This window comes from Pseudomonas sp. 02C 26 (assembly GCF_002843585.1).
GTDB lineage: Bacteria > Pseudomonadota > Gammaproteobacteria > Pseudomonadales > Pseudomonadaceae > Aquipseudomonas > Aquipseudomonas shirazensis.
On the sequence record NZ_CP025262.1, the window covers coordinates 1,629,609 to 1,653,917 of the forward strand.

Annotated in this window: 23 protein-coding genes; 8 read left to right on the forward strand and 15 right to left on the reverse strand. The window is 64.5% G+C overall.

Annotation, left to right across the window (positions count from 1 at the left end; genetic code table 11):
• The first annotated feature begins 48 nt into the window (after positions 1-48).
• From dnaX to recR, 3 genes are all read left to right on the forward strand, one after another.
• Positions 49-2,082 carry a DNA polymerase III subunit gamma/tau gene (gene dnaX / locus CXQ80_RS07500; RefSeq protein WP_101318030.1) on the forward strand — a complete coding sequence of 678 codons (2,034 nt, stop codon included), beginning with the start codon at positions 49-51 and terminating at the stop codon, positions 2,080-2,082.
• A gap of 65 nt (positions 2,083-2,147) precedes the next feature.
• Entirely contained in the window at positions 2,148-2,474 is a 327-nt protein-coding gene (locus CXQ80_RS07505; RefSeq protein ID WP_101318032.1) for a YbaB/EbfC family nucleoid-associated protein, read from the forward strand.
• Positions 2,475-2,694: 220 nt separating this feature from the next.
• On the forward strand, positions 2,695-3,297 hold the full coding sequence (recR, locus tag CXQ80_RS07510; protein ID WP_101318035.1) for a recombination mediator RecR: 603 nt from the start codon (positions 2,695-2,697) through the stop codon (positions 3,295-3,297).
• Positions 3,298-3,315: 18 nt separating this feature from the next.
• On the opposite strand, the gene CXQ80_RS07515 is transcribed toward recR, so the two are convergent.
• Positions 3,316-5,169, reverse strand: coding sequence for a sigma-54-dependent Fis family transcriptional regulator (locus CXQ80_RS07515; protein WP_101318037.1), 1,854 nt, complete (start codon positions 5,167-5,169; stop codon positions 3,316-3,318).
• Between the two features lie 279 nt (positions 5,170-5,448).
• On the opposite strand from CXQ80_RS07515, the gene CXQ80_RS07520 reads away from it, so the two are divergent.
• From CXQ80_RS07520 to CXQ80_RS07540, 5 genes are read left to right on the forward strand one after another with little or no spacing between them, the layout of a single operon-like run.
• Positions 5,449-6,504 carry an ATP-NAD kinase family protein gene (locus tag CXQ80_RS07520; protein WP_101318039.1) on the forward strand — a complete coding sequence of 352 codons (1,056 nt, stop codon included), beginning with the start codon at positions 5,449-5,451 and terminating at the stop codon, positions 6,502-6,504.
• Between the two features lie 22 nt (positions 6,505-6,526).
• Positions 6,527-7,504, forward strand: coding sequence for a thiamine pyrophosphate-dependent dehydrogenase E1 component subunit alpha (locus CXQ80_RS07525; protein WP_101318041.1), 978 nt, complete (start codon positions 6,527-6,529; stop codon positions 7,502-7,504).
• Positions 7,505-7,537: 33 nt separating this feature from the next.
• Positions 7,538-8,560 (forward strand): alpha-ketoacid dehydrogenase subunit beta, encoded by a 1,023-nt coding sequence (locus tag CXQ80_RS07530; protein WP_101318043.1) that lies wholly within the window; start codon positions 7,538-7,540, stop codon positions 8,558-8,560.
• The gene (locus CXQ80_RS07535; protein ID WP_101318045.1) at positions 8,557-9,663 is read left to right on the forward strand and encodes an acetoin dehydrogenase dihydrolipoyllysine-residue acetyltransferase subunit; all 1,107 of its coding nucleotides are present in this window, start codon (positions 8,557-8,559) and stop codon (positions 9,661-9,663) included. The genes CXQ80_RS07530 and CXQ80_RS07535 overlap by 4 nt, the downstream gene beginning before the upstream one ends.
• Positions 9,664-9,712: 49 nt before the next feature.
• Positions 9,713-10,777, forward strand: coding sequence for a 2,3-butanediol dehydrogenase (locus CXQ80_RS07540; protein ID WP_256585763.1), 1,065 nt, complete (start codon positions 9,713-9,715; stop codon positions 10,775-10,777).
• 67 nt (positions 10,778-10,844) lie between these two features.
• On the opposite strand, the gene CXQ80_RS07545 is transcribed toward CXQ80_RS07540, so the two are convergent.
• The 14 genes from CXQ80_RS07545 to CXQ80_RS07610 form a co-directional block, all read right to left on the reverse strand.
• On the reverse strand, positions 10,845-11,393 hold the full coding sequence (locus CXQ80_RS07545; RefSeq protein ID WP_101318049.1) for an adenine phosphoribosyltransferase: 549 nt from the start codon (positions 11,391-11,393) through the stop codon (positions 10,845-10,847).
• A gap of 48 nt (positions 11,394-11,441) precedes the next feature.
• Positions 11,442-12,176, reverse strand: a complete 735-nt coding sequence (gene fnrA, locus CXQ80_RS07550; protein WP_101318051.1) for a Crp/Fnr family transcriptional regulator FnrA — start codon at positions 12,174-12,176, stop codon at positions 11,442-11,444.
• Positions 12,177-12,355: 179 nt separating this feature from the next.
• Positions 12,356-13,738, reverse strand: a complete 1,383-nt coding sequence (hemN, locus tag CXQ80_RS07555; protein WP_101318053.1) for an oxygen-independent coproporphyrinogen III oxidase — start codon at positions 13,736-13,738, stop codon at positions 12,356-12,358.
• Positions 13,739-13,835: 97 nt separating this feature from the next.
• On the reverse strand, positions 13,836-14,519 hold the full coding sequence (locus CXQ80_RS07560) for a sulfite exporter TauE/SafE family protein (protein ID WP_101318055.1): 684 nt from the start codon (positions 14,517-14,519) through the stop codon (positions 13,836-13,838).
• On the reverse strand, positions 14,512-14,721 hold the full coding sequence (ccoS, locus tag CXQ80_RS07565) for a cbb3-type cytochrome oxidase assembly protein CcoS (RefSeq protein WP_101318057.1): 210 nt from the start codon (positions 14,719-14,721) through the stop codon (positions 14,512-14,514). The genes CXQ80_RS07560 and ccoS overlap by 8 nt, the downstream gene beginning before the upstream one ends.
• An 11-nt stretch (positions 14,722-14,732) precedes the next feature.
• A complete protein-coding gene (locus CXQ80_RS07570; RefSeq protein ID WP_101318059.1) occupies positions 14,733-17,195 on the reverse strand; it encodes a heavy metal translocating P-type ATPase in 2,463 nt (820 codons plus the stop codon).
• 152 nt (positions 17,196-17,347) lie between these two features.
• Positions 17,348-17,872, reverse strand: coding sequence for a FixH family protein (locus tag CXQ80_RS07575; RefSeq protein WP_101318061.1), 525 nt, complete (start codon positions 17,870-17,872; stop codon positions 17,348-17,350).
• A 12-nt stretch (positions 17,873-17,884) separates the two neighbouring features.
• Entirely contained in the window at positions 17,885-19,300 is a 1,416-nt protein-coding gene (ccoG, locus tag CXQ80_RS07580; protein ID WP_101318063.1) for a cytochrome c oxidase accessory protein CcoG, read from the reverse strand.
• Positions 19,301-19,523: 223 nt separating this feature from the next.
• The gene (gene ccoP, locus CXQ80_RS07585) at positions 19,524-20,504 is read right to left on the reverse strand and encodes a cytochrome-c oxidase, cbb3-type subunit III (protein WP_101318065.1); all 981 of its coding nucleotides are present in this window, start codon (positions 20,502-20,504) and stop codon (positions 19,524-19,526) included.
• Complete coding sequence (locus CXQ80_RS07590) at positions 20,501-20,698, reverse strand: cbb3-type cytochrome c oxidase subunit 3 (RefSeq protein WP_101318067.1); 198 nt, start codon at positions 20,696-20,698, stop codon at positions 20,501-20,503. The genes ccoP (CXQ80_RS07585) and CXQ80_RS07590 overlap by 4 nt, the downstream gene beginning before the upstream one ends.
• A 5-nt stretch (positions 20,699-20,703) precedes the next feature.
• Positions 20,704-21,312, reverse strand: a complete 609-nt coding sequence (gene ccoO / locus CXQ80_RS07595) for a cytochrome-c oxidase, cbb3-type subunit II (protein ID WP_101318069.1) — start codon at positions 21,310-21,312, stop codon at positions 20,704-20,706.
• The gene (gene ccoN / locus CXQ80_RS07600) at positions 21,312-22,754 is read right to left on the reverse strand and encodes a cytochrome-c oxidase, cbb3-type subunit I (protein ID WP_101318071.1); all 1,443 of its coding nucleotides are present in this window, start codon (positions 22,752-22,754) and stop codon (positions 21,312-21,314) included. The genes ccoO and ccoN overlap by 1 nt, the downstream gene beginning before the upstream one ends.
• Before the next feature lie 422 nt (positions 22,755-23,176).
• Entirely contained in the window at positions 23,177-24,118 is a 942-nt protein-coding gene (gene ccoP / locus CXQ80_RS07605; RefSeq protein WP_101318073.1) for a cytochrome-c oxidase, cbb3-type subunit III, read from the reverse strand.
• Positions 24,115-24,306: a cbb3-type cytochrome c oxidase subunit 3 gene (locus CXQ80_RS07610; RefSeq protein WP_101322973.1), complete on the reverse strand. Its 192-nt coding sequence runs from the start codon at positions 24,304-24,306 to the stop codon at positions 24,115-24,117. The genes ccoP (CXQ80_RS07605) and CXQ80_RS07610 overlap by 4 nt, the downstream gene beginning before the upstream one ends.
• Positions 24,307-24,309: the final 3 nt, after the last annotated feature.

A 24,309-nucleotide genomic window follows, 5' to 3' on the forward strand; every position in this document is an offset into this window, starting at 1 on the left:
CCGCTAGCATTAGCGATCTTCCGCTGGTTCAGTTTGCGATGGTTTTTGATGAGTTATCAGGTTCTTGCACGTAAGTGGCGTCCGCGCTCGTTCCGCGAAATGGTCGGCCAGACCCATGTGCTCAAGGCATTGATCAATGCGCTGGACAACCAGCGGCTGCATCACGCCTACCTGTTTACCGGTACCCGCGGGGTCGGCAAGACCACCATCGCGCGGATCATCGCCAAGTGCCTGAACTGCGAAACCGGCATCACCTCGACGCCCTGTGGCACCTGCTCGGTGTGCCGGGAGATCGACGAGGGGCGCTTCGTCGACCTGATCGAGATCGACGCCGCCAGCCGAACCAAGGTCGAAGACACCCGCGAGCTGCTCGACAATGTGCAGTACGCACCGAGCCGTGGCCGCTTCAAGGTCTACCTGATCGACGAAGTGCACATGCTCTCGACGCACTCGTTCAACGCCTTGCTGAAGACGCTGGAAGAGCCGCCGCCCTACGTTAAGTTCATCCTCGCCACCACCGACCCGCAAAAGCTGCCGGCCACCATCCTCTCGCGCTGCTTGCAGTTCTCGTTGAAGAACATGAGCCCGGAGCGGGTGGTCGAGCACCTGAACCACGTGCTGACTGCCGAGAGCGTGCCGTTCGAGAATGACGCACTGTGGCTGCTCGGGCGCGCTGCCGATGGCTCGATGCGCGACGCCATGAGCCTGACCGATCAGGCCATCGCCTTTGGCGAAGGCCAGGTACTGGCCGCCGATGTGCGGGCGATGCTCGGCACCCTTGACCACGGCCAGGTGTATGGCGTGTTGCAGGCGTTGCTCGAAGGCGATGCGCGAGCGCTGCTGGAGGCGGTGCGCGATTTGGCCGAGCAAGGCCCGGACTGGTCCGGCGTACTCGCCGAGATGCTCAACGTGCTGCACCGCGTGGCCATCGCCCAGGCGCTGCCCGAGGCGGTCGACAATGGTCAGGGCGACCGTGATCGAGTCCTGGCGCTGGCGTCGGCGCTGCCTGCCGAGGACGTGCAGTTCTACTATCAGATGGGTTTGATCGGCCGGCGCGACTTGCCGCTGGCACCAGACCCGCGCGGCGGTTTCGAAATGGTCCTGCTGCGCATGTTGGCATTCCGCCCGGCGGACAACGATGACGCGCCGAGACCGCAGCTAAAGCCAGTGGGGATCAGCCAGGCCACAGCTGATTCAGCAAAAGCGGTGGCAGCTGCAGCGCCCGTCAGCGCGGTTGCAGAGGTGCCGGCCCCGGCTGCGCCGGTGGCCCCAGCGGTTGCCGAACCAGTAGTCGCGGAGCCTGTTGCGGAACCAGAGCCAGAACCAGAACCTGCTGCGCCAGCGCCAGTTGCCGAGCAAGCCATCGACCTGCCATGGGAAGAGCAGGCAGCGCCTGTCGCTGCGCCGAAGCCACCTGCGCCTGAGCCGCCAGCCAGGCCCGAGCCGCAACCCGAAGCACAGCACGCGCCGTCACGTGACGACGCGCCGCCGTTCGACCCGGCTGCCTACGATGGCGTCGGTATGGAACGTGACGACGAGCCGCCGCTGGACGAGGACTATTATGCCGGCGAGGCCGACCCGGTTGGTTTCAGCTACCTCGACGAACTCGCCGAGCACGTTCAGGAAGACCAGCAGGCGCCGCCGCCCGAGCCGCTGCCAGCCTCCAAGCCGGCAACCGGGCTGGCCCTGCAATGGTTGGAATTATGCCCACAGTTGCCTGTATCGGGGATGACAGGCAACATCGCCGCAAACTGTACGTTGATTGCCGTCGACGGCGACAACTGGCTGCTGCACCTTGACCCGGCGCAGGGCGCGCTGTTCAACTCGACCCAGCAGCGGCGTTTGAACGACGCGCTCAACCAGCACCTCGGGCGCACCCTGCAGCTGAGCATCGAGCTGATTCGCCCGGAGCAGGAAACCCCGGCCCAGGCCGCAGCGCGCAAGCGTTCCGAGCGTCAGCACGATGCCGAAGTGTCGATCGAGCAGGATCCGCTCATCCAGCAGATGATCCGCCAGTTTGGCGCGACCGTGCGGCAGGATACTATTGAGCCCGTAGAGCCTCTGGTCAGCCAGGGGCAATAAACCGATATCCATGCGGTCGGCACTGCGCCAGGCCGCATCATATGAACCAATCGAGGTATACCCCCATGATGAAAGGTGGCATGGCAGGCCTGATGAAGCAGGCTCAGCAAATGCAGGAAAAAATGGCCAAGATGCAGGAAGAGCTGGCCAGCGCCGAAGTCACTGGTCAGTCCGGCGCCGGCCTGGTCAGCGTGGTCATGACCGGCCGTCATGACGTCAAGCGCATCAGCCTCGATGACAGCCTGATGCAGGAAGACAAGGAAGTCCTCGAAGACCTGATCGCTGCTGCCGTCAACGACGCCGTGCGCAAGGTCGAGCAGAACAGCCAGGACAAGATGGGCGGCATGACCGCTGGCATGCAACTGCCGCCGGGCTTCAAGATGCCTTTCTAAGGCATTGGCTTTGCTGCAGGACAAAACGCCCGTTGATCGGGCGTTTTTTTTTGCGCTGGGTAAACCCTGGCCAGTAACCGCAGCCGACCGAACCCGCAGGCGCGGTCGAGGGTCAACCACAACACAGGTAGGCCTTGTCGCTATCGGCTGTAGCTGATTTGACGCTGCCTGCCGTGGCCGGTATAAACCGCCTCTTAATTTGTATTGTCAGGCCTCTCCGATGAGCTTCAGCCCACTGATCCGCCAACTGATCGACTCGCTGCGCATCCTGCCCGGTGTCGGCCAGAAAACCGCCCAGCGCATGGCCCTGCAGTTGCTCGAGCGTGACCGCAGCGGCGGCCTGCGCCTGGCGCAGAGCCTGACCCAGGCGATGGAAGGGGTCGGCCACTGCCGCCAGTGCCGCACCTTGACCGAACAGGAGCTGTGCCCGCAGTGCGCCGATGTGCGCCGCGACGACACCCAGCTGTGCGTGGTCGAGGGGCCGATGGATGTGTATGCCGTGGAGCAGACTGGTTTCCGCGGTCGCTACTTCGTACTCAAGGGGCACCTGTCGCCGCTCGATGGCCTCGGGCCTGAGGCTATCGGCATCCCGCAACTGATGGCGCGCATCGCCGAGCAGGGCAGCTTCACCGAAGTGATCCTCGCCACTAACCCGACCGTAGAAGGTGAGGCGACCGCGCACTACATCGCCCAGTTGCTGCACGAGCAGGGCCTGGTTGCCTCGCGCATCGCTCACGGCGTGCCGCTCGGTGGCGAGCTGGAGCTGGTCGACGGCGGTACCCTGGCCCATGCCTTTGCCGGGCGCCGACCGATTGCGCTGTAACTGGCTGCCCCCAGCCGGTTACTTCATCCGCGGCATTTCAATCCGGTGCTCGTGTACGCGCCGGTACAAGGTTGCCCGGGAAATGCCCAGCGCCTGAGCTGCATCCGCCGGTTTCCAGCGATGACGAATCAGCGCATCGAGAATCATCTGCCGGGCCGGGCTGGAGACGCTGCTCAGCGCCGGCGCGTCCTGAGCGGCGCCGCGCAGCTCTTGCGGTAGATCATCCAGGCGCAACTGGCCACCATCACACACCGCGCAGGCATAGCGCAGCACCTGGCGCAGCTGCCTGAGGTTGCCCGGCCAGCGGTAGCTCAACAGCGCTTCCAGCGCTGCATCGGTGAGCAGCACCTCAACCCCGCAGGCCTGCGCCTCCTCGGCCAGCAGGCGGTGGATCAGGCTCAGGCGGTCGTCGCGCTCGCGCAGCGGCGGCAGTTCGAAGCGGGCGTTGGCCAGGCGGAAGTACAGGTCCTCGCGAAAGCGCCCGTCGCTGACCATCGTTGCCAGGTCACGGTGAGTGGCGCAGATCACCTGGATATCGACGCGCTCGCGCCGGGCCGCACCCAGCGGCGCCACCTCGCCCTCGGCCAGCACTCGCAGCAGCCGGGTTTGCAGGCTTAGCGGCATGTCGCCGATCTCGTCGAGAAACAGCGTGCCGCCATCGGCTTGCTGGAGCAGGCCCTGCATGCCTTTGCTGGAGGCGCCGGTAAACGCTCCGGCAACATAGCCGAACAGCTCGCTTTCGATCAGCGACTCCGGGATCGCCGCGCAATTGAGCGTGACAAACGGCCATGCTGCGCGCTGGCTGAGCTGGTGCAGCTGGCGGGCAAAAACTTCCTTGCCGACCCCGGTTTCACCTTGCACCAGCACCGCCAGGTTGCAGTCCTTGACCCGCGTGGCCAGGCGCAGGTGCTGGCTGATGCGCGCGTCTTGGGCTGGCGCCGTGGGCACTGATGGCGTGCTGCGCCGCTGTGGCGCGCTGACTCGCCCATACAAGGCAAAACCTGGCAGGCGCTGGGCGCTGGCCTCGCTGGCGCGGCGCAGTTGCTCGAGGTCGAACAGCTCGCCGATGTGTTGCGGCAGGCGCCCGTTGCGTGCCAGCAGATGCTCGCGGGCGAGGCTGTTGAGCGCTTGCAGGCGGCCTTCGGCATCCCAGGCGAGCAGGTAATCGGGCTGGCTTTCGACATAACCGGGGGTGCCGTGGGCGCGCATCACCCAGTGGCCCTGGCTGCTGTGCATGAAGAAGGCGTTTTCGATCTCGCGAGCGGTCTGCTCGACCAGCTGGCGAATCAGGTGCTGGCTGCGCCGATCATCCGGCGACTTCAGCGCGGACACGTCGACCACCCCCAGCAGTTCGCCCAGCGGGTCGAACACCGGCGCTGCGGTACAGGTCAGGCCGATGAATGCAGCGCGATAGTGATCGCGCTTGTGCACGGTCACCGGCGCCTTGCTGGTCAGCACCGCCGCCACGCCGCAGGTGCCTTCTTCCACTTCCGACCAGCAGGTGCCCAGATACAGGCCGGCCTTGCGGCAGTCAGTGCGGATGCTGCTGTCGACCCGGTAGTCGATGGTGCGGCCCTGGCCGTCGGTCAGCAGCACGCAGTAGTCGGCGCCGCGCACTTGGGCGTGCAGGCGCGCCACGGCGTCGCTGGCGATGCGCAGAAACAGCTCGGCGCGCTCGCGGCATTCGTTGAGCAGGTTTGGCGAAAGGATGCGTGGACCCTGCTGCGAGCCAGGGTCGAGGTGATGCAGCTCCATCGAGCGCCGCCACGAATCGAGGATCAGCGCGGGTACCGGCACCTGTGGCTGGCGTTCGGCGTTTTTCAGCACGCGGCTGACGCAGTCGACATGGGCTCTGGAGTTCGCGGCGAGCATTCGGGCCTCCGGGTCTCTCGTTCTTGTCTTTATCGAGCCATTAAGCACCCGTGCGAAAGCCGCGACAAGCGCTGCTTGATTGGCGGCGCAGCTGAGACGCGGCGTCTCAGCGTCTCGCGGTCGGCGCTGCTGGCGCGGCACCCGGCGTCTCGCCGGCAAGCCGCCAACGTGCGCTGGACAATAGCTGAAACCGCTCTGCCACAGGGTTTGCAGCGTTCAGATCAAAAGCTGGCACCGGCCTTGCTCTGGCTCTCCTCAAACAATAAAACGAGGTGCGCCATGCGCCAGCCCGGCCCGATCATCGGGATCATTGCCAACCCTGCCTCCGGTCGCGACCTGCGCCGCCTGACGGCCAATGCCGGTTTGTATTCCAGCACCGACAAAGCCTCGGCGATCCAGCGCCTGCTCGCCGCATTTGGCGCCACTGGCATTGCCCAGGTGCTGCTGCCAACCGATATGACCGGCATCGCCGCCGCGGTGCTCAAGGCCAGCACTGGCCCGATGGCCCGTGAGCAGCGCTGGCCGGCGTTGCAGATGCTCGATCTGCCTCTGACGCAAACCGCCGCCGACACCCGCCTCGCGGCTCGCCAGATGGTCGAGCAGGGCGTGGCGATGATCGCTGTGCTGGGCGGCGACGGCACGCACAAGGCGGTCGCCGCCGAAGCCGGCGATACGCCGTTGCTGACCTTGTCGACCGGCACCAACAACGCCTTCCCTGAACTGCGCGAAGCGACCAGCGCGGGCCTCGCCGGTGGCCTGCTGGCCAGCGGGCAGATCCCAGCAGCCATCGGCCTGCGCCGCAACAAGCGGCTGCTGGTGCGGGTGCCGCAACAGCAGCTGTGCGAATGGGCGTTGGTCGAGGTCGCGGTTTCACCTCAACGCTTTGTCGGCGCCCGCGCCTTGAGCCGCAGCGAAGACCTGGCAGAAGTGTTCGCCTGCTTTGCCGAGCCACACGCCATCGGCCTGTCGGCCATCTGCGGGCTGTGGTGCCCGGTTTCACGTCAGGCCGAGCAGGGCGCCTGGGTGCGCCTCGATACCAGCGCCACACAGGTCTTGCTGGCGCCGCTCGCGCCCGGCCTGTTGCAAGGCTGCGGGGTGACCGCCAGTGGCCCGCTGCAGCCGGGCGTGGCGTATCCGCTGAGCCTGCGCAGCGGCACCCTGGCGCTGGATGGCGAGCGTGAAATCGAGTTTGCCGAGCAAGACACCCCAACCATCACCCTCGACCTGCACGGCCCACTTTCGGTCGATGTCGAGGCGGTGCTGGCGCATGCCGCCCGCCACCATCTGCTGGTCGTTCCCCGTGACCAGCGGCACACCCCTGCAACCCTGCGTTGAGACAACCCTGGAGAACAACAAGATGTCCACCCAACTCAGCTCCGAGCAGTTGCTGCATGCCTATGAAGTCATGCGCACCATTCGCGCCTTCGAAGAGCGCCTGCATGTCGAGTTTGCCACCGGCGAGATCCCCGGTTTCGTCCACCTGTATGCCGGCGAAGAAGCCTCGGCGGCCGGGGTCATGGCGCACCTGCGCGATTCCGATTGCATCGCTTCCAACCACCGCGGCCATGGCCACTGCATCGCCAAGGGCGTCGATGTGTACGGGATGATGGCCGAGATCTACGGCAAGAAGACCGGCGTCTGCGGCGGCAAGGGCGGTTCGATGCACATCGCCGACCTGTCCAAGGGCATGCTCGGCGCCAACGGCATCGTCGGTGCCGGCGCGCCGCTGGTGGCCGGCTCGGCGCTGGCAGCCAAGCTCAAGGGCCGCGATGACGTCTCGGTGGTGTTCTTCGGCGACGGCGCCTCCAACGAAGGCGCGGTGTTCGAAGCCATGAACATGGCCTCGGTGATGAACCTGGCGTGCATCTTCGTCGCCGAGAACAACGGCTACGCCGAAGCCACCGCGTCGAAATGGTCGGTGGCCTGCGACCATATTGCCGACCGCGCCGCCGGCTTCGGCATGCCCGGGGTGACGATCGACGGCTACGACTTCTTTGCCGTGCACGAAGCCGCAGGCGCCGCCGTCGAGCGTGCGCGCAGCGGCCAGGGGCCGTCGCTGATCGAGGTCAAGCTGACCCGCTACTACGGCCATTTCGAGGGCGACGCACAAACCTACCGCGCCCCCGACGAGGTCAAGAACCTGCGTGAAACTCGCGACTGCCTACTGCAGTTTCGCAACAAGACCACCCGTGCCGGCCTGCTCAGTGCCGCGCAACTGGACGCCATCGATGGCCGCGTCGACGACCTGATCGAGGACGCCGTACGCCGCGCCAAGGCCGACCCCAAACCACAGCCCGCCGATCTGCTCAGCGACGTTTACGTCAGCTACCCGTGAGCCCCCGACAATAACAACGACAGGACAATCACCATGGCAAGAAAGATCAGTTACCAGCAGGCCATCAACGAGGCCCTGGCCCAGGAAATGCGCCGCGACAGCACTGTCTTCATCATTGGCGAAGACGTCGCCGGCGGCGCCGGTGCGCCGGGTGAGCAGGACGCCTGGGGTGGCGTGCTTGGCGTGACCAAGGGCCTTTATCATCAGTTTCCGGGGCGGGTGCTGGATGCGCCGCTGTCTGAAATCGGTTACGTCGGTGCCGCCGTCGGTGCTGCCACCCAAGGCCTGCGCCCAGTCTGCGAACTGATGTTTGTAGACTTTGCCGGCTGCTGCCTGGACCAGATCCTCAACCAGGCGGCGAAGTTTCGCTACATGTTCGGCGGCAAGGCGGTGACACCGCTGGTGATGCGCACCATGGTCGGCGCCGGCCTGCGCGCAGCGGCCCAGCACTCGCAGATGCTCACCTCGCTGTGGACGCATATCCCGGGCCTGAAGGTGGTCTGCCCGTCGTCACCGTATGACGCCAAGGGCCTGCTGATCCAGGCCATCCGTGACAACGACCCGGTGATCTTCTGCGAGCACAAGCTGCTCTACAGCATGCAGGGCGACGTACCCGAAGAGCTCTACAGCGTACCGTTCGGCGAGGCCAATTACCTGCGCGACGGCGACGACATCACCTTGGTGACCTACGGGCGCATGGTCCATCTGGCCATGGAAGCTGCCAACAACCTGGCCCGCCAGGGCATCGACTGCGAGGTGCTCGACCTGCGCACCACCAGCCCGCTGGACGAGGACAGCATCCTTGAAAGCGTGGAGAAAACCGGCCGGCTGGTGGTGATCGACGAAGCCAACCCGCGTTGCTCGCTGGCCACTGACATCAGCGCGTTGGTCGCGCAAAAGGCCTTTGCCGCGCTCAAGGGGCCGATCGAGATGGTTACCGCGCCGCACACGCCAGTGCCGTTCTCCGATGCCCTCGAAGACCTGTACATCCCCGATGCGGCGAAGATCGAAGCCGCCGTGCGCAAAGTCATGGACGCCTCAAGGAGTGCTGCATGAGCCAGATCCATACCCTGACCATGCCCAAGTGGGGCCTGTCGATGACCGAGGGCCGAGTCGACGCCTGGCTCAAGCAGGAAGGCGAGCAGATCAACAAGGGCGACGAAGTGCTGGATGTCGAGACCGACAAGATCAGCAGCAGCGTCGAGGCGCCGTTCAGCGGCGTGTTGCGCCGACAGGTCGCCCAGCCGGACGAAACCCTGGCAGTCGGCGCATTGCTCGCCGTGCTGGTCGACGGCGAGGCCGATGAGGCCGAGATCAACGCGGTGGTCGAGCGCTTCCAGGCCGAGTTCGTCGCCAGCGCTGCCAGTGAGCAGGCGCAAGGCCCGGCACCGCAGAAAGCCGAGGTCGGCGGGCGCCTGCTGCGCTGGTTCGAACTGGGCGAGGGCGGTACACCGCTGGTACTGGTGCACGGCTTTGGCGGCGACCTCAACAACTGGCTGTTCAACCACCCGGCCCTGGCCGCCGAGCGGCGGGTGATTGCGCTGGACCTGCCCGGTCACGGCGAGTCGGCAAAGACCCTTGAGCATGGTGACCTGGACGAGCTCAGCGGCGCCGTGTTGGCCTTGCTCGACCACCTTGATATCACCCGCGCGCACCTGGCCGGGCATTCCATGGGCGGCGCGGTGTGCTTGAATCTGGCCCGCCTGGCGCCGCAGCGGGTGGCCAGCCTGAGCTTGATCGCCAGCGCTGGTCTGGGCCGGGAGATCAATGGCGACTACCTGCGCGGTTTTGTCGAAGCGGCCAATCGCAATGGCTTGAAACCAGCCATGAGCCAACTGTTTGCCGACCAGGGCATGGTCACCCGGCAGATGCTCGAGGACATGCTCAAGTTCAAGCGCCTCGAAGGCGTCGACGCTGCCCTGCGTTTGTTGGCCGCAGCGATTGCCGATGGCGACCAGCAACGCCATGACCTGCGCGGCGTGATCGCCCAACAGCCGACCCTGGTGCTGTGGGGCAGCGAAGACGCGATCATCCCGGCCAGCCATGCCCAAGGCGTAGAGGCCGAAGCGGTGGTGCTGCCAGGGGTTGGCCATATGGTGCAGATGGAAGCTGCCGAGCAGATCAACCAGCTGCTGCAGGACTTTATCCGCAAGCACTGATCCCGCGAGCCTGGAGAAAACAACAATGAACGACCTCAGCCATTCCCATATGCGCGCCGCCGTCTGGCATGGGCGCAATGACATTCGCGTCGAACAGGTACCGCTGCCGGCAGACCCACCGCCGGGCTGGGTGCAGATCAAGGTCGACTGGTGCGGCATCTGCGGCTCGGACCTGCACGAGTACGTGGCCGGGCCGGTATTTATCCCGGTCGAAGCACCGCACCCGCTGACCGGTATTCAGGGCCAGTGCATTCTAGGCCACGAATTCTGCGGCGAGATCGCCAAGCTCGGCGAGGGCGTCAGCGGCTACGCCGTTGGCGATCCGGTTGCTGCCGATGCCTGCCAGCACTGCGGCACCTGCTATTACTGCACCCATGGCTTGTACAACATCTGTGAAAAACTGGCCTTTACCGGGCTGATGAACAACGGTGCGTTCGCCGAGCGAGTGAACGTCCCGGCCAATCTGCTCTACCGCCTGCCCGAAGGCTTCCCGCGCGAAGCCGGCGCGCTGATCGAGCCGCTGGCGGTGGGCATGCATGCGGTGAAAAAGGCCGGCAGCCTGCTTGGGCAGAACGTGGTGGTAGTCGGGGCTGGCACCATCGGCCTGTGCACCATCATGTGCGCCAAGGCCGCAGGTGCGGCTCAGGTGATCGCCCTGGAGATGTCCTCGGCGCGCAAGGCCAAGGCCCTTGAGGTCGGCGCCAGTGCCGTGCTCGACCCGAGCCAGTGCGACGCGCTGGCTGAAATCCGCGCGCTTACCGGCGGGCTGGGTGCTGATGTCAGCTTTGAATGCATCGGCAACAAGAACACCGCCAAGCTGGCCGTCGATGCGATTCGCAAAGCCGGCAAGTGTGTACTGGTGGGGATTTTCGAGGAACCGAGCCTGTTCAACTTCTTCGATCTGGTCTCGACCGAGAAACAGGTGCTGGGTGCCTTGGCCTACAACGGCGAGTTTGCCGATGTGATCGCCTTCATCAACGATGGCCGCCTGAACATTCAGCCACTGGTGACCGGGCGCATTGGCCTGGAGCAGATCGTCGAGCTGGGCTTTGAGGAGTTGGTCAACAACAAGGAGCAGAATGTGAAGATCATCGTCTCGCCAGGCGGGCGTTGATCTCCACAGGCTGACCTACACGGGGAGATGCGCTGGCCGCCAGCGGCCAGCGCAGATCAGGCAGCCCCTAGTATTCGCTCAGGGAAAACTCGGTCAGGCAGAAGGTCGGCACGCCTGCGTCCTGCAGCCGTTGCGAGCCTTCCAGCTCCGGCAGGTCGATGATCGCCGCCGCTTCGAATACTTGCGCGCCGGTGCGCCGGACCAGGTTGGCTGCTGCCAGCAAGGTGCCGCCGGTGGCAATCAGGTCATCGAAGATCAGCACCGAGTCGCCTTCACACAGGCTGTCCGCGTGCACTTCAAGAAACGCCTCGCCGTACTCGGTCTGATAGCCCTCGGACAGCACATGCGCCGGTAGCTTGCCCTGTTTGCGGAACAGGATCAGCGGCTTGTTCAACTGGTGGGCAATGATCGACCCGATCAGAAAACCGCGCGCATCCATGGCACCGATATGGCTGAATTCGGCCTCGACATAGCGCTCGATGAACCGGTCGGCCACATAGCGCAGGCCGCGCGGCGACTGGAACAACGGAGTGATGTCACGGAAGATCACACCCGGCTTGGGGAAGTCCACTACCGGGCGGATCAGGGCTTTGAGGTCGAAAGTGTCGCTGTACATGAGGGGTATCCTGAGAAATCTGGCCGCAAGTATACCCCGTCAACTGGCTCAGGCGTCGATAGCGCCGCCGGCCAGTGCGCACAGCTGGATCGGGTCGAGGATATGCACTTCCTTGCCCTCGGCCGTGATCAGGCCGTTTTGCTGGAAGCGCGTGAACACCCGCGACACGGTTTCCACAGCCAGGCCCAGGTAGTTGCCGATCTCGTTGCGCGACATGCTCAGACGGAACTGGTTGGCCGAATAACCGCGTGCACGGAAGCGCGCCGACAGGTTGACCAAGAAGGTGGCGATGCGCTCGTCAGCGGTTTTTTTCGACAGCAGCAGCATCATTTGCTGGTCGTCGCGAATCTCCCGGCTCATCACTCGCATCAGCTGGCGGCGCAGTTGCGGCAGTTGCACCGACAGTTCGTCGAGGCGCTCGAAGGGGATCTCGCATACCGAGGTGGTTTCCTGGGCCTGGGCCGATACCGGGTAGGCCTCGGTGTCCATGCCCGACAGGCCGACCAGCTCGCTCGGCAGGTGGAAGCCGGTGATCTGCTCCTCGCCGCTGTCGCTCAGGCTGAAGGTCTTCAGGGCACCGGAGCGAACCGCATAGACCGAGCCAAAATCGTCGCCCTGGCGGAACAGGAATTCCCCCTTTTTCAGCGGGCGGCCGCGTTTGACGATTTCATCCAGCGCATCCATGTCCTCAAGGTTAAGGGACAATGGCAGGCACAACGGGGCCAGGCTGCAATCCTTGCAGTGGGCCTGGTTGTGTGTGCGCAGTTTTACTGGCTCGGACATTTCAATCGATCCTTGTGGGAAATCACACATAAGCCGTAAGGATAACCGACGGCATGGCTTGAGGGCCAGCCTGCACTTTTTTGTGCAGGCTGGCGGGTCTGCCGCGTGGTGTCGCGCAGCCCGTCCTCAGCCAATGATGTGCCTGCCCCACAGGGAAGTCCATGCGCTGCTTGGTCGCGTCAGATCACCCGCGAGAAACGCTGGCGATTGTGTTGCGCCAGGTAGGCATCGAACACCATGCATACCGAGCGGACCAACAGGCGCCCGGCCGGCAGGACCTTGATGCCCTTGCTGTCGAGACGGATCAGACCGTCGCCGTGCATCGCCTGCAGTTGCGGCCACAGCTCATTGAAGTAACCACGAAAATCGATCATGAAGGTGCGTTCGATCTGCTCGAAGTCCAGCTCGAAGTGGCAGATCAATTGCTGGATCACCGCCCGGCGCAGGCGATCATCCTGGTTGCACAGTATCCCGCGCTGGGTCGCCAGTTGTGCGTTGGAGAGGAGCTCCTTGTAGGTGTTCAGGTCGCTGCTGTTCTGGCAGTACAGGTCGCCGATCTGGCTGATGGCCGACACGCCGAGGCCGATCAGGTCGCAATGGCCGTGGGTGGTGTAGCCCTGGAAGTTGCGCTGCAGGGTGCCTTCTTCCTGGGCGATGGCCAGCTCGTCGTCGGGCAGGGCAAAGTGATCCATGCCGATGTAGCGGTAACCCGCTGCGGTCAGTTGCTCGATGGTGGCGTGGAGCATTTCCAGCTTGGCTGCCGGGGCCGGCAGGTCGTTGCTGTCGATGCGCCGCTGGGGCATGAAGCGCTCTGGCAGGTGCGCGTAGTTGAACACCGAAAGGCGGTCGGGCTGCAGTCGGATCACTTCGTCGACGGTGCGGGCGAAGCCCTCCGGGGTCTGCTTGGGCAGGCCGTAGATCAAGTCCAGGTTGACCGAGCGGAACTGCAAGGTACGCGCCGCCTCGATCAGGGCGCGGGTCTGCTCCAGGCTCTGCAGGCGGTTGACCGCACGTTGCACCACTGGGTCGAGGTCTTGCACACCGAGGCTGACCCGGTTGAAGCCCAGTTCGCGCAGCAGGCCCATGGTCGACCAGTCGGCTTCACGCGGGTCAAGCTCGATACCGTAGTCGCCGGAGTCGTCGTCGAGTAGGTTGAAGTGCTCGCGCAGGCTCGCCATCAGCTGACGCAATTCGACATGGCTGAGGAAGGTCGGCGTGCCGCCACCAAAGTGCAGCTGTTCAACACGTTGTTTAGGTTCCAGATGACAGGCGATCAGCTGGATTTCCTGTTGCAGGCGCTGCAGGTAGGGCAGGGCGCGGGCGCGGTCCTTGGTGATGACCTTGTTGCACGCGCAGTAGTAGCAGATGTTGGCGCAGAACGGCACGTGCACATACAGCGACAGCGGCCGTACCGCGCGGCGGCTCTCGCGCAGGGCATGCAGCAGGTCGAACGAACCCACTTCGCTGTGCAGTTGCAGAGCGGTTGGGTAGGAGGTGTAGCGAGGGCCGGCCAGGTCGTAACGGCGGATAAGGTCGGCGTCCCAACGAAGTTCGTCGAGCATGTGGAATAGTCCCCGGATAGGAGCAGCAGTGTCCGAAGTCTATGGGCGTCTGTAGGAATCTGTTTTGATTTGTATCAACGCGCCTCACGAGGCGCGCTCAGTGGCCCATCAGCCAGTGCTGGTGCGGGCCGGGCAGGGTCCACAGGCCAAACACCATCACCAGCAGGCCACCGGCCACGCGCACACTGCGTTTGCGCAGCAGCCGATTGACCCGCTCGGCGGCCAGCCCGGTGGCGAGCAATACCGGCCAGGTGCCGAGGCCGAATGCCAGCATCAGCGCCGCGCTGTAGCCGGCATTGCCCTGGCTCGCTGCCCACAGCAGGGTGCTGTAGACCAGCCCGCACGGCAGCCAGCCCCACAGTGCACCGAGCAGCAGCGCCCGCGGCAAACTCGACACCGGCAACAAGCGAGTTGCCAGCGGTTGAATATGCCGCCACAGGCCACGGCCGAGTGCTTCGATGCGGGTCAGCCCGCTCCACCAACCCGCCAGGTACAGGCCCATGGCGATCAACAGCAACGCCGCGATTACCCGCAACACCTGGGCTGCCGGGCTGCTGGCCACGGCCCAGCCGGCCATGCCCAGCAGCAGGCCGGCGCTGGCATAGCTGAGCACGCGGCCGAGGTTGTAGGCCAGCAACAAGCGCAGCCGGCGGCCGCGTTGTTGTGCCGGAATGGCCAGGGTCAGCGCGCCCATCAGCCCGCCGCACATGCCCAGGCAGTGGCCGCCGCCAAGCAGGCCGAGCACCAGGGCCGAGCCCAGCAGGGGCAGCAGCTCAGCCACGGGGCGGGGTGTCCTCATCCGCGGGCTTGCTCTCATGCTTGACCGCCGCTTGATGGCCTGGGTCCTGGTCATCGAAGAGGATGCTGTGCGCCGGGCTGTCGAGGTCGTCGTACTGGCCGCTGTCGACGGCCCAGAAGAAGATGTAGATGGCCACGCCAACGATCAGCAGGGCTGCGGGAATCATGATGTACAGCGCAGGCATGGCGGTATCGCTCAGTGAAGGATGGTCGCGCCGGCACCCGCCTCGACGCGGGTGGTGCTGGCAGGCGCGGGGTCGGGCAGGCGGGTCAGGCGCAGGGCATTGAGCACCACCACCAGCGAGCTGACCGACATGCCGATGGCGGCCCACACGGGGGTGATCCAGCCCAGCGCCGCGAACGGCAACATCAGGCCATTGTACAAGGTTGCCCAGGCCAGGTTCTCGACGATTATCCGCCGCGTGCGGCGTGCCAGCAGCAGCGCCTGGGCCAGCGCTTGCAGGCGGTTGGACAACAGCACCGCATCGGCGCTGGTTTTTGCCAGGTCAGTAGCCGAGCCCATGGCAATGCTGATGTCCGCTGCAGCCAGCACGGGCACGTCATTGACCCCATCACCGAGCATCAACACCTTGCGCCCTGCGGCCTGCAATGCGCGCAGGCGGGCCAGCTTGTCGTCGGGGCGCAGGCCGCCAACCGCCTGATCGATGCCCAGTTGCGCGGCCACCTCAGCGACCATCGGCGAGCTGTCGCCTGACAGCAGCAAGGTCTGCCACCCGCGCGCCTTGCAGGCGTCGAGCAAACCCTGGGCGTCGTCGCGCAGGCGGTCGTCCAGGCCAAACCAGGCCAGCGGGCCGTGTGCATCGCCGAGCAGCAGCCACTGGCCACGCGGCTCGGGCAGCAGCGGTGGCTCGCTGCCGCTCAGGGCACAGACGAAACTGGCCTGGCCGATGCGCAGGTGCTGGCCGTCGAGTTGGCCTTCCAGGCCCAGCCCGGGCACGTTCTGCACTTCTTCGGCGGGCCGCGTGCTGCGGCCGAAGGCACGCGCGATCGGGTGCTCCGAGCGGTTTTCCAGGGCGGCGGCGAGGGCCAGGCACTGGTCGCTGCCCAGCGTGCCCAAGGGGCGAATGCTGCGCAGGGTCAGGCGGCCTTCGGTGAGCGTGCCGGTCTTGTCGAAGATCACCGTGTCGATCTGGTTGAGGCCTTCCAGCACATGCCCGCGTGTCACCAGCAGGCCAAGCTTGTGCAGTGTGCCGGTGGCGGTGGTCAGCGCGGTCGGCGTGGCCAGCGACAGGGCGCATGGGCAGGTGGCGACCAGCATCGCCAGCACGATCCAGAATGCCCGGCTCGGGTCCAGTTGCCACCAGAGCAGGCCGATGGCGACTGCGGCCAACAGCGTGAATAACAAGAACCACTGCGAGGCGCGGTCGGCGATCTGCGCCAGGCGCGGCTTTTCGGACTGGGCGCGTTCCAGCAGCCGGACGATGGCGGACAAGCGCGTGGCCTGGCCCAGCGCTTGGACCTCGACGCTCAGCGTGCTTTCGATGTTCAAGGTGCCGCCGGTGACGTGATCGCCCGGGCTGCGCGCCAGCGGCAGGTACTCGCCGGTGAGCAATGACTCGTCGATGCTCGAACGGCCCTCGACAATCCGCCCGTCCGCCGGGATCACCGCGCCGGGCAGCACCTGCACCCGATCGCCGCAGTTGAGTTCGGCCAGCAGAATGCGCTCGCTGCGCCCCTCGCTGTCCAGGCGCAAGCACGAGGCCGGCAGCAGGTTGACCAGTTGCGCAGTGGCCGCCGCCGTGCGCTCGCGGGCGCGGCGTTCAAGGTAACGGCCAGTCAGCAGAAACAGGGCAAACATGCCGACCGTGTCGAAGTACAGCTCGCCACTCCCGGTGATCGCCGTCCAGATACCGGCGCAGTAGGCCAGGGCGATGGCCAGCGACACCGACACATCCATGGTCAGATGGCGGGTGCGCAGGTCGCGCGCGGCGCCTTTGAAAAACGGCGCACAGCTGTAGAACACGATCGGCGTGGTCAGAAACAGCGCAACCCAACGCAGAATGGTGTGCAACTCGGGGCTGAGGTCGATGTTGAATTCCGGCCAGGTGGCCATGGTCGCCATCATCGCCTGGAACCACAACAGCCCGGCCACACCGAGGCGGCGCAAGGCGCTGCGGTTCTCCCGCGCAAGCTGCTCGGCGGCCTGGTCGGGCTGATACGGGTGGGCGGCGTAGCCAATCTGGCGCAGCTCGGCCATCAGCTTCGACAACGGCAGTTGCAGGTCGTCCCAGCTCAGCAGCAGGCGGTGGTTGGACAGGTTCAGGCGGGCGTCGGCCACGCCTGGCACATTGCGCAGATGTTTCTCGATCAGCCAGCCGCAAGCGGCGCAACTGATGCCTTCGATCATCAGCACCGCTTCGGCATGGCCATGGTCATGGCGGACGAAGCCTTGCTGAACATCGTTGCGGTCGTACAGCGCCAGTTCGTCCTGCAACTGCTGGGGCAGGGCCTCTGGGTTGGCGCTGGTTTCGCTGCGGTGCTGGTAGTAGTGCTCAAGGCCGCCAGCGACGATGGATTCGGCAACGGCCTGACAACCGGGGCAGCAGAATGCGCGCAGCTCGCCCAACACCTTGGCGTTGAAGCGGCTGCCGGCAGGGACCGGCAGGGCGCAGTGGTAGCACGGGTTGGGCTGAGTCATCACATCATGGCCTTACAAAAACCGCAAAGTTGCACGCATTCCCGTAGGAGCGGCCTTGTGTCGCGAAAGGGTCGCAAAGCGGCCCCAGGATTCATGCCGCGGCCACAATTGCCGGGCCAGCTTCGCTGACCTTTCGCGACACAAGGCCGCTCCTACAGGTGCTCGGCGCCCTGGATGGCTTCATCGCCGAGCTGGAGGGTTACGCCGTGCTCGACTTTCTCTTCCTCGAACAAGCGCCAGATGTGGCCATCCTGGCTGCCCAGCAGCTCGACAAAGCGCCGGCCCTCGACCTTGTCGTCCAGTTGGCCAACATAGCGGCCCGCTTCGCTGCGCGCCAACTGGACTTTGCGGTCCTTGTCCGGCTGGGTCGGCGAGATCAGGTTGAGTTCCAACGTCTGCGGGTCGCTGTTGCCGCTCAGACGCAGCTCGACCTCGCCGGTCAGCTCATCGAGGAGCACGCTGGCCTTGAGGTTGAGAGTCTGCGCCAGCAGTTCGCGGTCGAGCGAGCGGTTGATGCCTTTGCCGGCCTCGTAGTAGTTGTCGTTGACCAGGTTGTCTGGGTTGCGCACGGCAATGCTGACCATGGTCAGGCTCAGGCACACCGAGGTGGTGAGGATGCCGATGAGGATCCAGGGCCAGAGGTGCTTGTACCAGGGGCTGGCGGCAGTAGCAGGCATGGAGCGGGTTCCTTAGCGAATTTGCGGGCCGATGAAACGGCTCTTGGCTTCAACCTGGGTGCCGTTGTCGTCGGCGTCCTTGAGGGTGAAGATGACTTCGTTGGTGGTCGACGGCAACTGCTCGGGGGCCACCGACAGCTGCACCGGCAGGCTGACGATATCACCGGCCTCGACACGGATCTCGCGCCGGCCTTGCAGTTGCAGGTCTGGCAGGCCGCTGGCCTCGAGCACGTAGACGTGATCGCGCTGGTCCTTGTTCATGACTTTGAGGCTGTACACGTTCTCGATCCGCCCCTGGGCGTTTTCGCGATACAGCACGCGGTCCTTGCTGACATCGAACCCCACCAGCGAACGGGTAGCGAAGGCCGTGGCCAGGGCGCCGATCATCACCAGCAGGACTACTGCATAACCGATCAGGCGCGGTCGCACCATGTGTGTCTTTTGCCCGGACAGGTTGTGTTCGGTGGTGTAGCTGACCAGGCCGCGTGGGTAGTTCATCTTGTCCATGATGGTGTCGCAGGCGTCGATGCAGGCAGCGCAGCCGATGCACTCGACCTGCAGGCCGTCACGGATGTCGATGCCGGTCGGGCACACCTGCACGCACATGGTGCAGTCGATGCAGTCGCCCAGGCCTTGCGCCTTGTAGTCGGCGTCTTTCTTGCGCGGGCCGCGCAGTTCGCCGCGGCGCGGGTCATACGAGACGATCAGGGTGTCCTTGTCGAACATCACGCTCTGGAAGCGCGCATACGGGCACATGTAGATGCACACCTGTTCACGCAGCCAACCGGCATTGCCGTAGGTGGCCAGGGTGAAGAAGCCGACCCAGAAGTAGGCCCAGCCATCGGCTTCGCCGGTGAAGAATTCCACGAGCAGTTCGCGGATCGGCGAGAAGTAACCGACAAAGGTCACCCCGGTGACGAAACCGATCAGCAGCCACAGGCTGTGCTTGGCGGTCTTGCGAGCGAGCTTGTTGGCGCTCATTGGCGCCTTGTCGAGCTTCATGCGCTGATTGCGGTCACCCTCGGTGATTTTCTCGCACCACATGAACACCCAGGTCCACACGCTCTGCGGGCAGGTGTAGCCGCACCAGATGCGCCCGGCGAACACGGTGATGAAAAACAGGCCGAAGGCGGCGACGATCAGAATGCCCGACAGCAGAATGAAATCCTGCGGCCAGATGGTGGTGCCGAAGATGTAGAACTTACGTTCGGGCAGGTTCCACCAGACAGCCTGGTGGCCGCCCCAGTTCAGCCACACGGTGCCAAAGTAGAGCAGGAACAGCAGCGCGCCGCCGACCATGCGCAGCCTGCGGAATACGCCGGTGAAGGCGCGGGTGTAGATCTTGGCACGGGAGGCATAGAGGTCGACGGAATCCTTTCCCTTGTTGGCAGGCGGGGTCACGTCATGTACCGGAATGTGCTTGCTCATCATCGAGTCCCACGGCAGTGGAGAAGTGCCGCGGCCAGTGCATGCCAGCTGCGGTCGTGCGCCTGGTGCTGACGCTCTGCGGCCTATGATACGCCTGTGCTGGCGAGGTCGGACCGTGCTGCGACGTTATGTCGCGTTGGGTTTGCCTGTGAAATGGTGTAGGTGCGATTGTCAATTGATCCAGGTCAGCCGAGGTGCAAACGCCTCGGCTGACCTGGCTGGATTACGGCTTGGCAGGCTCGGCGGCTTCCTGCTGCGACAGGCTGTACACATAGGCGGCCAGCAGGTGCACCTTGTCATTGCCTTGCAACTCGGCCTGGGCCGGCATCTGGCCCTGACGGCCGTAGCGGATGGTCTGCTGCAACTGGGCGAAGCTTGAGCCGTAGATGAACGCCTGCGGATGGGTCAGGTCAGGTGCGCCCATGGCCGGCGTACCCTTGGCCTCGGGCCCGTGGCAGGCGACGCAGTTGGTGGCGAACAGTTTCTGGCCGTTGGCAGGATCTGCCTTGATGCCCTCGGGCAGCTTGCGCCCGTCCAGGTTGGTCAGGACAAAGGCGGCCACATCAGCCACACCTTGCTCGCCGAGCACCTCGGCCCAGGCCGGCATCACGCCGTGGCGGCCGTTCATGATCGAGGCCTTGATCGTCTCCGGCTCGCCGCCCCAGCGCCAGTCGCTGTCGGTCAGGTTGGGGAAGCCATAGGCGCCCTTGGCGTCGGAACCGTGGCACACCGAACAGTTGGAGGCGAACAACCGGCCACCCATTTTCAGCGCCTGCGGGTCCTTGGCGACTTCCTCGATCGGCATCGCGGCAAACTTGGCAAAGATCGGCCCGAAGCGGGCATTGGCCTTGGCCATTTCCTTTTCCCACTCGTGCACGCCGGTCCAGCCCGCCTCACCGTTGCTGAACTCGGTCTGCTTGTCGTTATCGAGGTAGCTGTAGCCTGGCAGGATGCCTTTCCAGTTGCCCAGGCCCGGGTACAGCACCAGGTAACCAAGGGCAAAGATGATGGTGCCGACAAACAGCCAGAACCACCATTTGGGCAGCGGGTTGTCGTATTCCTCGATGCCGTCGAAGGCGTGGCCGACGGTCTCGTCGGTGATGTCCTCGCGCTGGCCCTTGCGGGTCGACAGCAGCAGCCAGGTGAGGGCGAAGATCGTGCCCAACGTCAGCACGCTGACGTAAAGGCTCCAGAAGGTAGTCATTGTTGTTTGCTCCTAGACGCTTTTGCTTGCGCTTGCTCGACATGCTGGCTGGCTTCGGGGTCATCGGCAAAAGGCAGTTGCGTGGCCTCGTCGAAGTCGCGCTTGCGCCTTGGGCTGAACACCCACAGGGCGAGGCCGACGAACGCCACCAGTACCACCACGGTGCCCAGGCCGCGGATCATTCCGATATCCATCAGCGTCACCGTTTGCTTTTGATGATGGTGCCAAGGCCTTGCAGGTACGCCACCAGCGCGTCCATCTCGGTCTTGCCCCTGACCGCGTCGGCAGCGCCGGCGATGTCGGCATCGGTGTACGGCACGCCCAGGGTGCGCAGCACTTCGAGCTTTTTCGCGGTGTCCTTGCCATCGAGCTTGTGCTCGACCAGCCACGGGTAGGACGGCATCTTCGACTCGGGCACGACGTTGCGCGGGTTGTACAGGTGCGCGCGGTGCCAGTCATCCGAGTAACGCCCGCCGACCCTGGCCAGGTCCGGCCCAGTGCGCTTGGAGCCCCACAGGAACGGGTGGTCCCAGACACTTTCGCCGGCCACCGAGTAGTGCCCGTAGCGTTCGGTTTCGGCGCGGAATGGCCGGATCATCTGCGAGTGGCAGCCGACGCAGCCTTCGCGGATATAGATATCGCGGCCTTCCAGCTCCAGCGCGGTGCGCGGCTTCATGCCTTCGACCGGCTTGTTGGTGACGTCCTGGAAAAACAGCGGGACGATCTGGGTCAGGCCACCGATGCTGACGGCAATGACCATGAAGAAGGCCAACAGGCCTATGTTCTTCTCGACTGCTTCATGCTTCATCAGTGCGCTCCCACAACGACGATCTTGGCGGCGGCTTCAGCTTCTGTGGCATCCGCTGCACGTACAGTGCGCAGCACGTTGTAGGCCATCAGCAACATCCCCGAGGCGAAGAACGCACCGCCCACTGCGCGGACGATATAGCCCGGGTGGCTGGCCTGCAGCGCCTCGACGAACGAATAGGTGAGGGTGCCGTCATCGTTGATCGCACGCCACATCAGGCCCTGGGTAATGCCGTTGACCCACATCGAGGCGATGTACAGCACGGTGCCGATAGTGGCCAGCCAGAAGTGCGCGTTGATCAGGCCGACGCTGTGCATCTGCGTCCGGCCGTAGAGCTTGGGAATCATGTGGTAGATGGCGCCGATCGAGATCATCGCCACCCAGCCGAGCGCGCCGGCGTGTACGTGGCCGATGGTCCAGTCGGTGTAGTGCGACAGCGAGTTGACCGTCTTGATCGCCATCATCGGCCCTTCGAAGGTCGACATACCGTAGAACGCCAGCGACACCACGAGGAAGCGCAGGATCGGGTCGGTGCGCAGTTTGTGCCAGGCCCCGGACAGCGTCATCATGCCGTTGATCATGCCGCCCCAGCTCGGCGCCAGGAGGATGATCGACATGACCATGCCCAGCGACTGCGCCCAGTCGGGCAGGGCGGTATAGTGCAAATGGTGCGGGCCGGCCCAGATGTACAGGGTGATCAGCGCCCAGAAGTGCACGATCGACAAGCGATACGAGTAGATCGGCCGCTCGGCCTGCTTGGGCACGAAGTAATACATCATGCCGAGAAAGCCCGTGGTCAGGAAGAAGCCCACCGCGTTGTGCCCGTACCACCACTGGATCATCGCGTCGGTCGCACCGGCGTAGGCCGAGTACGACTTGAACAGGCTGACCGGCAGCGAGATGTGGTTGACGATGTGCAGCATCGCGGTGACGACGATGAAGGCGCCGTAGAACCAGTTGCCGACATAGATGTGCTTGGTCTTGCGCTTGACGATGGTGCCGAAGAACACCACGCCGTAGGTGACCCAGACAATCGCCAGCAGAATCGCGATTGGCCATTCAAGCTCGGCATATTCCTTGGTGGTGGTGTAACCCAGCGGCAAGGTGATCAAGGCGCTGACGATGACCGCCTGCCAACCCCAGAAGGTGAACGCCGCCAGGCTATCGGAAATCAACCGCGTCTGGCAGGTGCGCTGGACCACGTAATACGAGGTGCCAAACAGCGCACAGCCACCGAAGGCGAAGATCACCAGGTTGGTGTGCAGCGGGCGCAGGCGGCCGAAGCTGGTCCAGGGCAGGTCGAGGTTCAGTTGCGGCCAGACCAGTTGCGAGGCGATGAACACCCCGAGCCCCATGCCAAGGATCCCCCAGACCACCGTCATGATGGCGAACTGGCGGACGACCTTATAGTTATAAGCAGTCGGACTGATTGCTGTGCTCATTCTAAGGTTCCACGGTTTGAATATTCTTGTTGGTTGAAAATCGGCGCCAGTATCGGTAACCCCTGGGGGTATGGCAACGCAAGGCTCCTCGCGCCGACCCGTGTCCAAACCCTGCATGCTGCCGTCCCGCAGCGCTTGGGTCTGGATGATTGTACACAAATAAATATTTGTTATGTGTACCGTTTCTCGACTTTTTCTGATCGATTGGTCAGGCTTTTTCGGGCCTGTCTGGGTAGGTCGGATACCCTTCCAAAGCCGTAGCTTGAACCGCCCAAAGTCGGCCCGGCGTCAGGCGCTATGGGACGTGCGAGTAGGGCGTTGCCGCCTTGGCATCAAGCTTAGTTGTGTTCGGAGGGGGTGCAAGCGAGGTGGGCGGTGCGGAGAAGCGGGGAAGCCGGGGCCGTGAAACGGCCCCGAGGGTGTCACTTGGCGGTCACGGTCTGCGCCGGTTGCGGTTGCGACAGGCTGTACACGTAGGCTGCCAGCAGGTGGACCTTGTCGTGGCCCTGAATGTCAGCCTGGGCTGGCATCTGGCCCTGGCGGCCGTAGCGAATGGTCTGCTGCAACTGGGCGAAGCTGGAACCATAGATGAACGCCTGTGGATGGGTCAGGTCAGGTGCGCCCATCACTGGCGTGCCTTTGCCTTCCGGTCCGTGGCAGGCGACGCAGTTGCTGGCGAAGATCTGCTGGCCTTTGGCTGGATCAGCCTTGACCCCTTCAGGCAGCTTGCGGCCGTCCATGTTGGTCAGCACGAACGCCGCCACATCCGCCACGCCCTGTTCACCGATCACCTCCGCCCAGCCCGGCATGACGCCATGGCGGCCGTTCATGATCGAGGCCTTGATGGTTTCCGGGTCGCCGCCCCAGCGCCAGTCGCTGTCGGTCAGGTTGGGGAAGCCGTAGGCACCTTTGGCGTCCGAGCCGTGGCACACCGAGCAGTTCGAGGCGAACAGGCGACCGCCCATTTTCAGCGCTTGCGGGTCCTTGGCCACTTCTTCCACCGGCATGGCGGCAAACTTGGCGAAGATCGGCCCGAAGCGGGCGTCGGCCTTGTCCATCTCGCGCTGCCATTCATCGACCTGGGTCCAGCCATTCTCATAGCCCGGCAGGATGCCCTTCCAGTTGCCCAGGCCTGGGTACAGGATCAGGTAACCGACGCCGAAGGCGAGGGTGCCGACGAACAGCCAGAACCACCACTTGGGCAGCGGGTTGTCGTACTCCTCGATGCCATCGAAGCTGTGGCCCATGGTCTGGTCGGTGGTGTCCTTGCTCTGGCCCTTGCGGGTGCTGAGCAGCAGCCAGGTCAGGCCGATCAGGCTGCCGATGGTCAGTACGCTGATGTACGTACTCCAGAAGGTGGTCATTGCCCGTTACTCCTCATTGCAGGCTCCTGCCCGGCAGGGGGCAGGCGGTCATCGTCGAAGGGCAGCAGGCGCGCTTCGGCGAAATCACGGTCACGGCGACGGTTGAACACCCACAGGCTCAGGCCGATGAAGGCGATCATCACCACCAAGGTGCCGAGGCCGCGGATCATGCCGATGTCAATTGACAGTTC

Bases quoted from the DNA above. Each gene is read 5' to 3' on its own strand.
- dnaX (WP_101318030.1), top strand. From the start codon at position 49: ATGAGTTATCAGGTTCTTGCACGTAAGTGGCGTCCGCGCTCGTTCCGC.
- CXQ80_RS07505 (WP_101318032.1), top strand. From the start codon at position 2,148: ATGATGAAAGGTGGCATGGCAGGCCTGATGAAGCAGGCTCAGCAAATG.
- recR (WP_101318035.1), top strand. From the start codon at position 2,695: ATGAGCTTCAGCCCACTGATCCGCCAACTGATCGACTCGCTGCGCATC.
- CXQ80_RS07515 (WP_101318037.1), bottom strand. From the start codon at position 5,169: ATGCTCGCCGCGAACTCCAGAGCCCATGTCGACTGCGTCAGCCGCGTG.
- CXQ80_RS07520 (WP_101318039.1), top strand. From the start codon at position 5,449: ATGCGCCAGCCCGGCCCGATCATCGGGATCATTGCCAACCCTGCCTCC.
- CXQ80_RS07525 (WP_101318041.1), top strand. From the start codon at position 6,527: ATGTCCACCCAACTCAGCTCCGAGCAGTTGCTGCATGCCTATGAAGTC.
- CXQ80_RS07530 (WP_101318043.1), top strand. From the start codon at position 7,538: ATGGCAAGAAAGATCAGTTACCAGCAGGCCATCAACGAGGCCCTGGCC.
- CXQ80_RS07535 (WP_101318045.1), top strand. From the start codon at position 8,557: ATGAGCCAGATCCATACCCTGACCATGCCCAAGTGGGGCCTGTCGATG.
- CXQ80_RS07540 (WP_256585763.1), top strand. From the start codon at position 9,713: ATGCGCGCCGCCGTCTGGCATGGGCGCAATGACATTCGCGTCGAACAG.
- CXQ80_RS07545 (WP_101318049.1), bottom strand. From the start codon at position 11,393: ATGTACAGCGACACTTTCGACCTCAAAGCCCTGATCCGCCCGGTAGTG.
- fnrA (WP_101318051.1), bottom strand. From the start codon at position 12,176: ATGTCCGAGCCAGTAAAACTGCGCACACACAACCAGGCCCACTGCAAG.
- hemN (WP_101318053.1), bottom strand. From the start codon at position 13,738: ATGCTCGACGAACTTCGTTGGGACGCCGACCTTATCCGCCGTTACGAC.
- ccoS (WP_101318057.1), bottom strand. From the start codon at position 14,721: ATGCCTGCGCTGTACATCATGATTCCCGCAGCCCTGCTGATCGTTGGC.
- CXQ80_RS07570 (WP_101318059.1), bottom strand. From the start codon at position 17,195: ATGACTCAGCCCAACCCGTGCTACCACTGCGCCCTGCCGGTCCCTGCC.
- CXQ80_RS07575 (WP_101318061.1), bottom strand. From the start codon at position 17,872: ATGCCTGCTACTGCCGCCAGCCCCTGGTACAAGCACCTCTGGCCCTGG.
- ccoG (WP_101318063.1), bottom strand. From the start codon at position 19,300: ATGAGCAAGCACATTCCGGTACATGACGTGACCCCGCCTGCCAACAAG.
- ccoP (WP_101318065.1), bottom strand. From the start codon at position 20,504: ATGACTACCTTCTGGAGCCTTTACGTCAGCGTGCTGACGTTGGGCACG.
- CXQ80_RS07590 (WP_101318067.1), bottom strand. From the start codon at position 20,698: ATGGATATCGGAATGATCCGCGGCCTGGGCACCGTGGTGGTACTGGTG.
- ccoO (WP_101318069.1), bottom strand. From the start codon at position 21,312: ATGAAGCATGAAGCAGTCGAGAAGAACATAGGCCTGTTGGCCTTCTTC.
- ccoN (WP_101318071.1), bottom strand. From the start codon at position 22,754: ATGAGCACAGCAATCAGTCCGACTGCTTATAACTATAAGGTCGTCCGC.
- ccoP (WP_101318073.1), bottom strand. From the start codon at position 24,118: ATGACCACCTTCTGGAGTACGTACATCAGCGTACTGACCATCGGCAGC.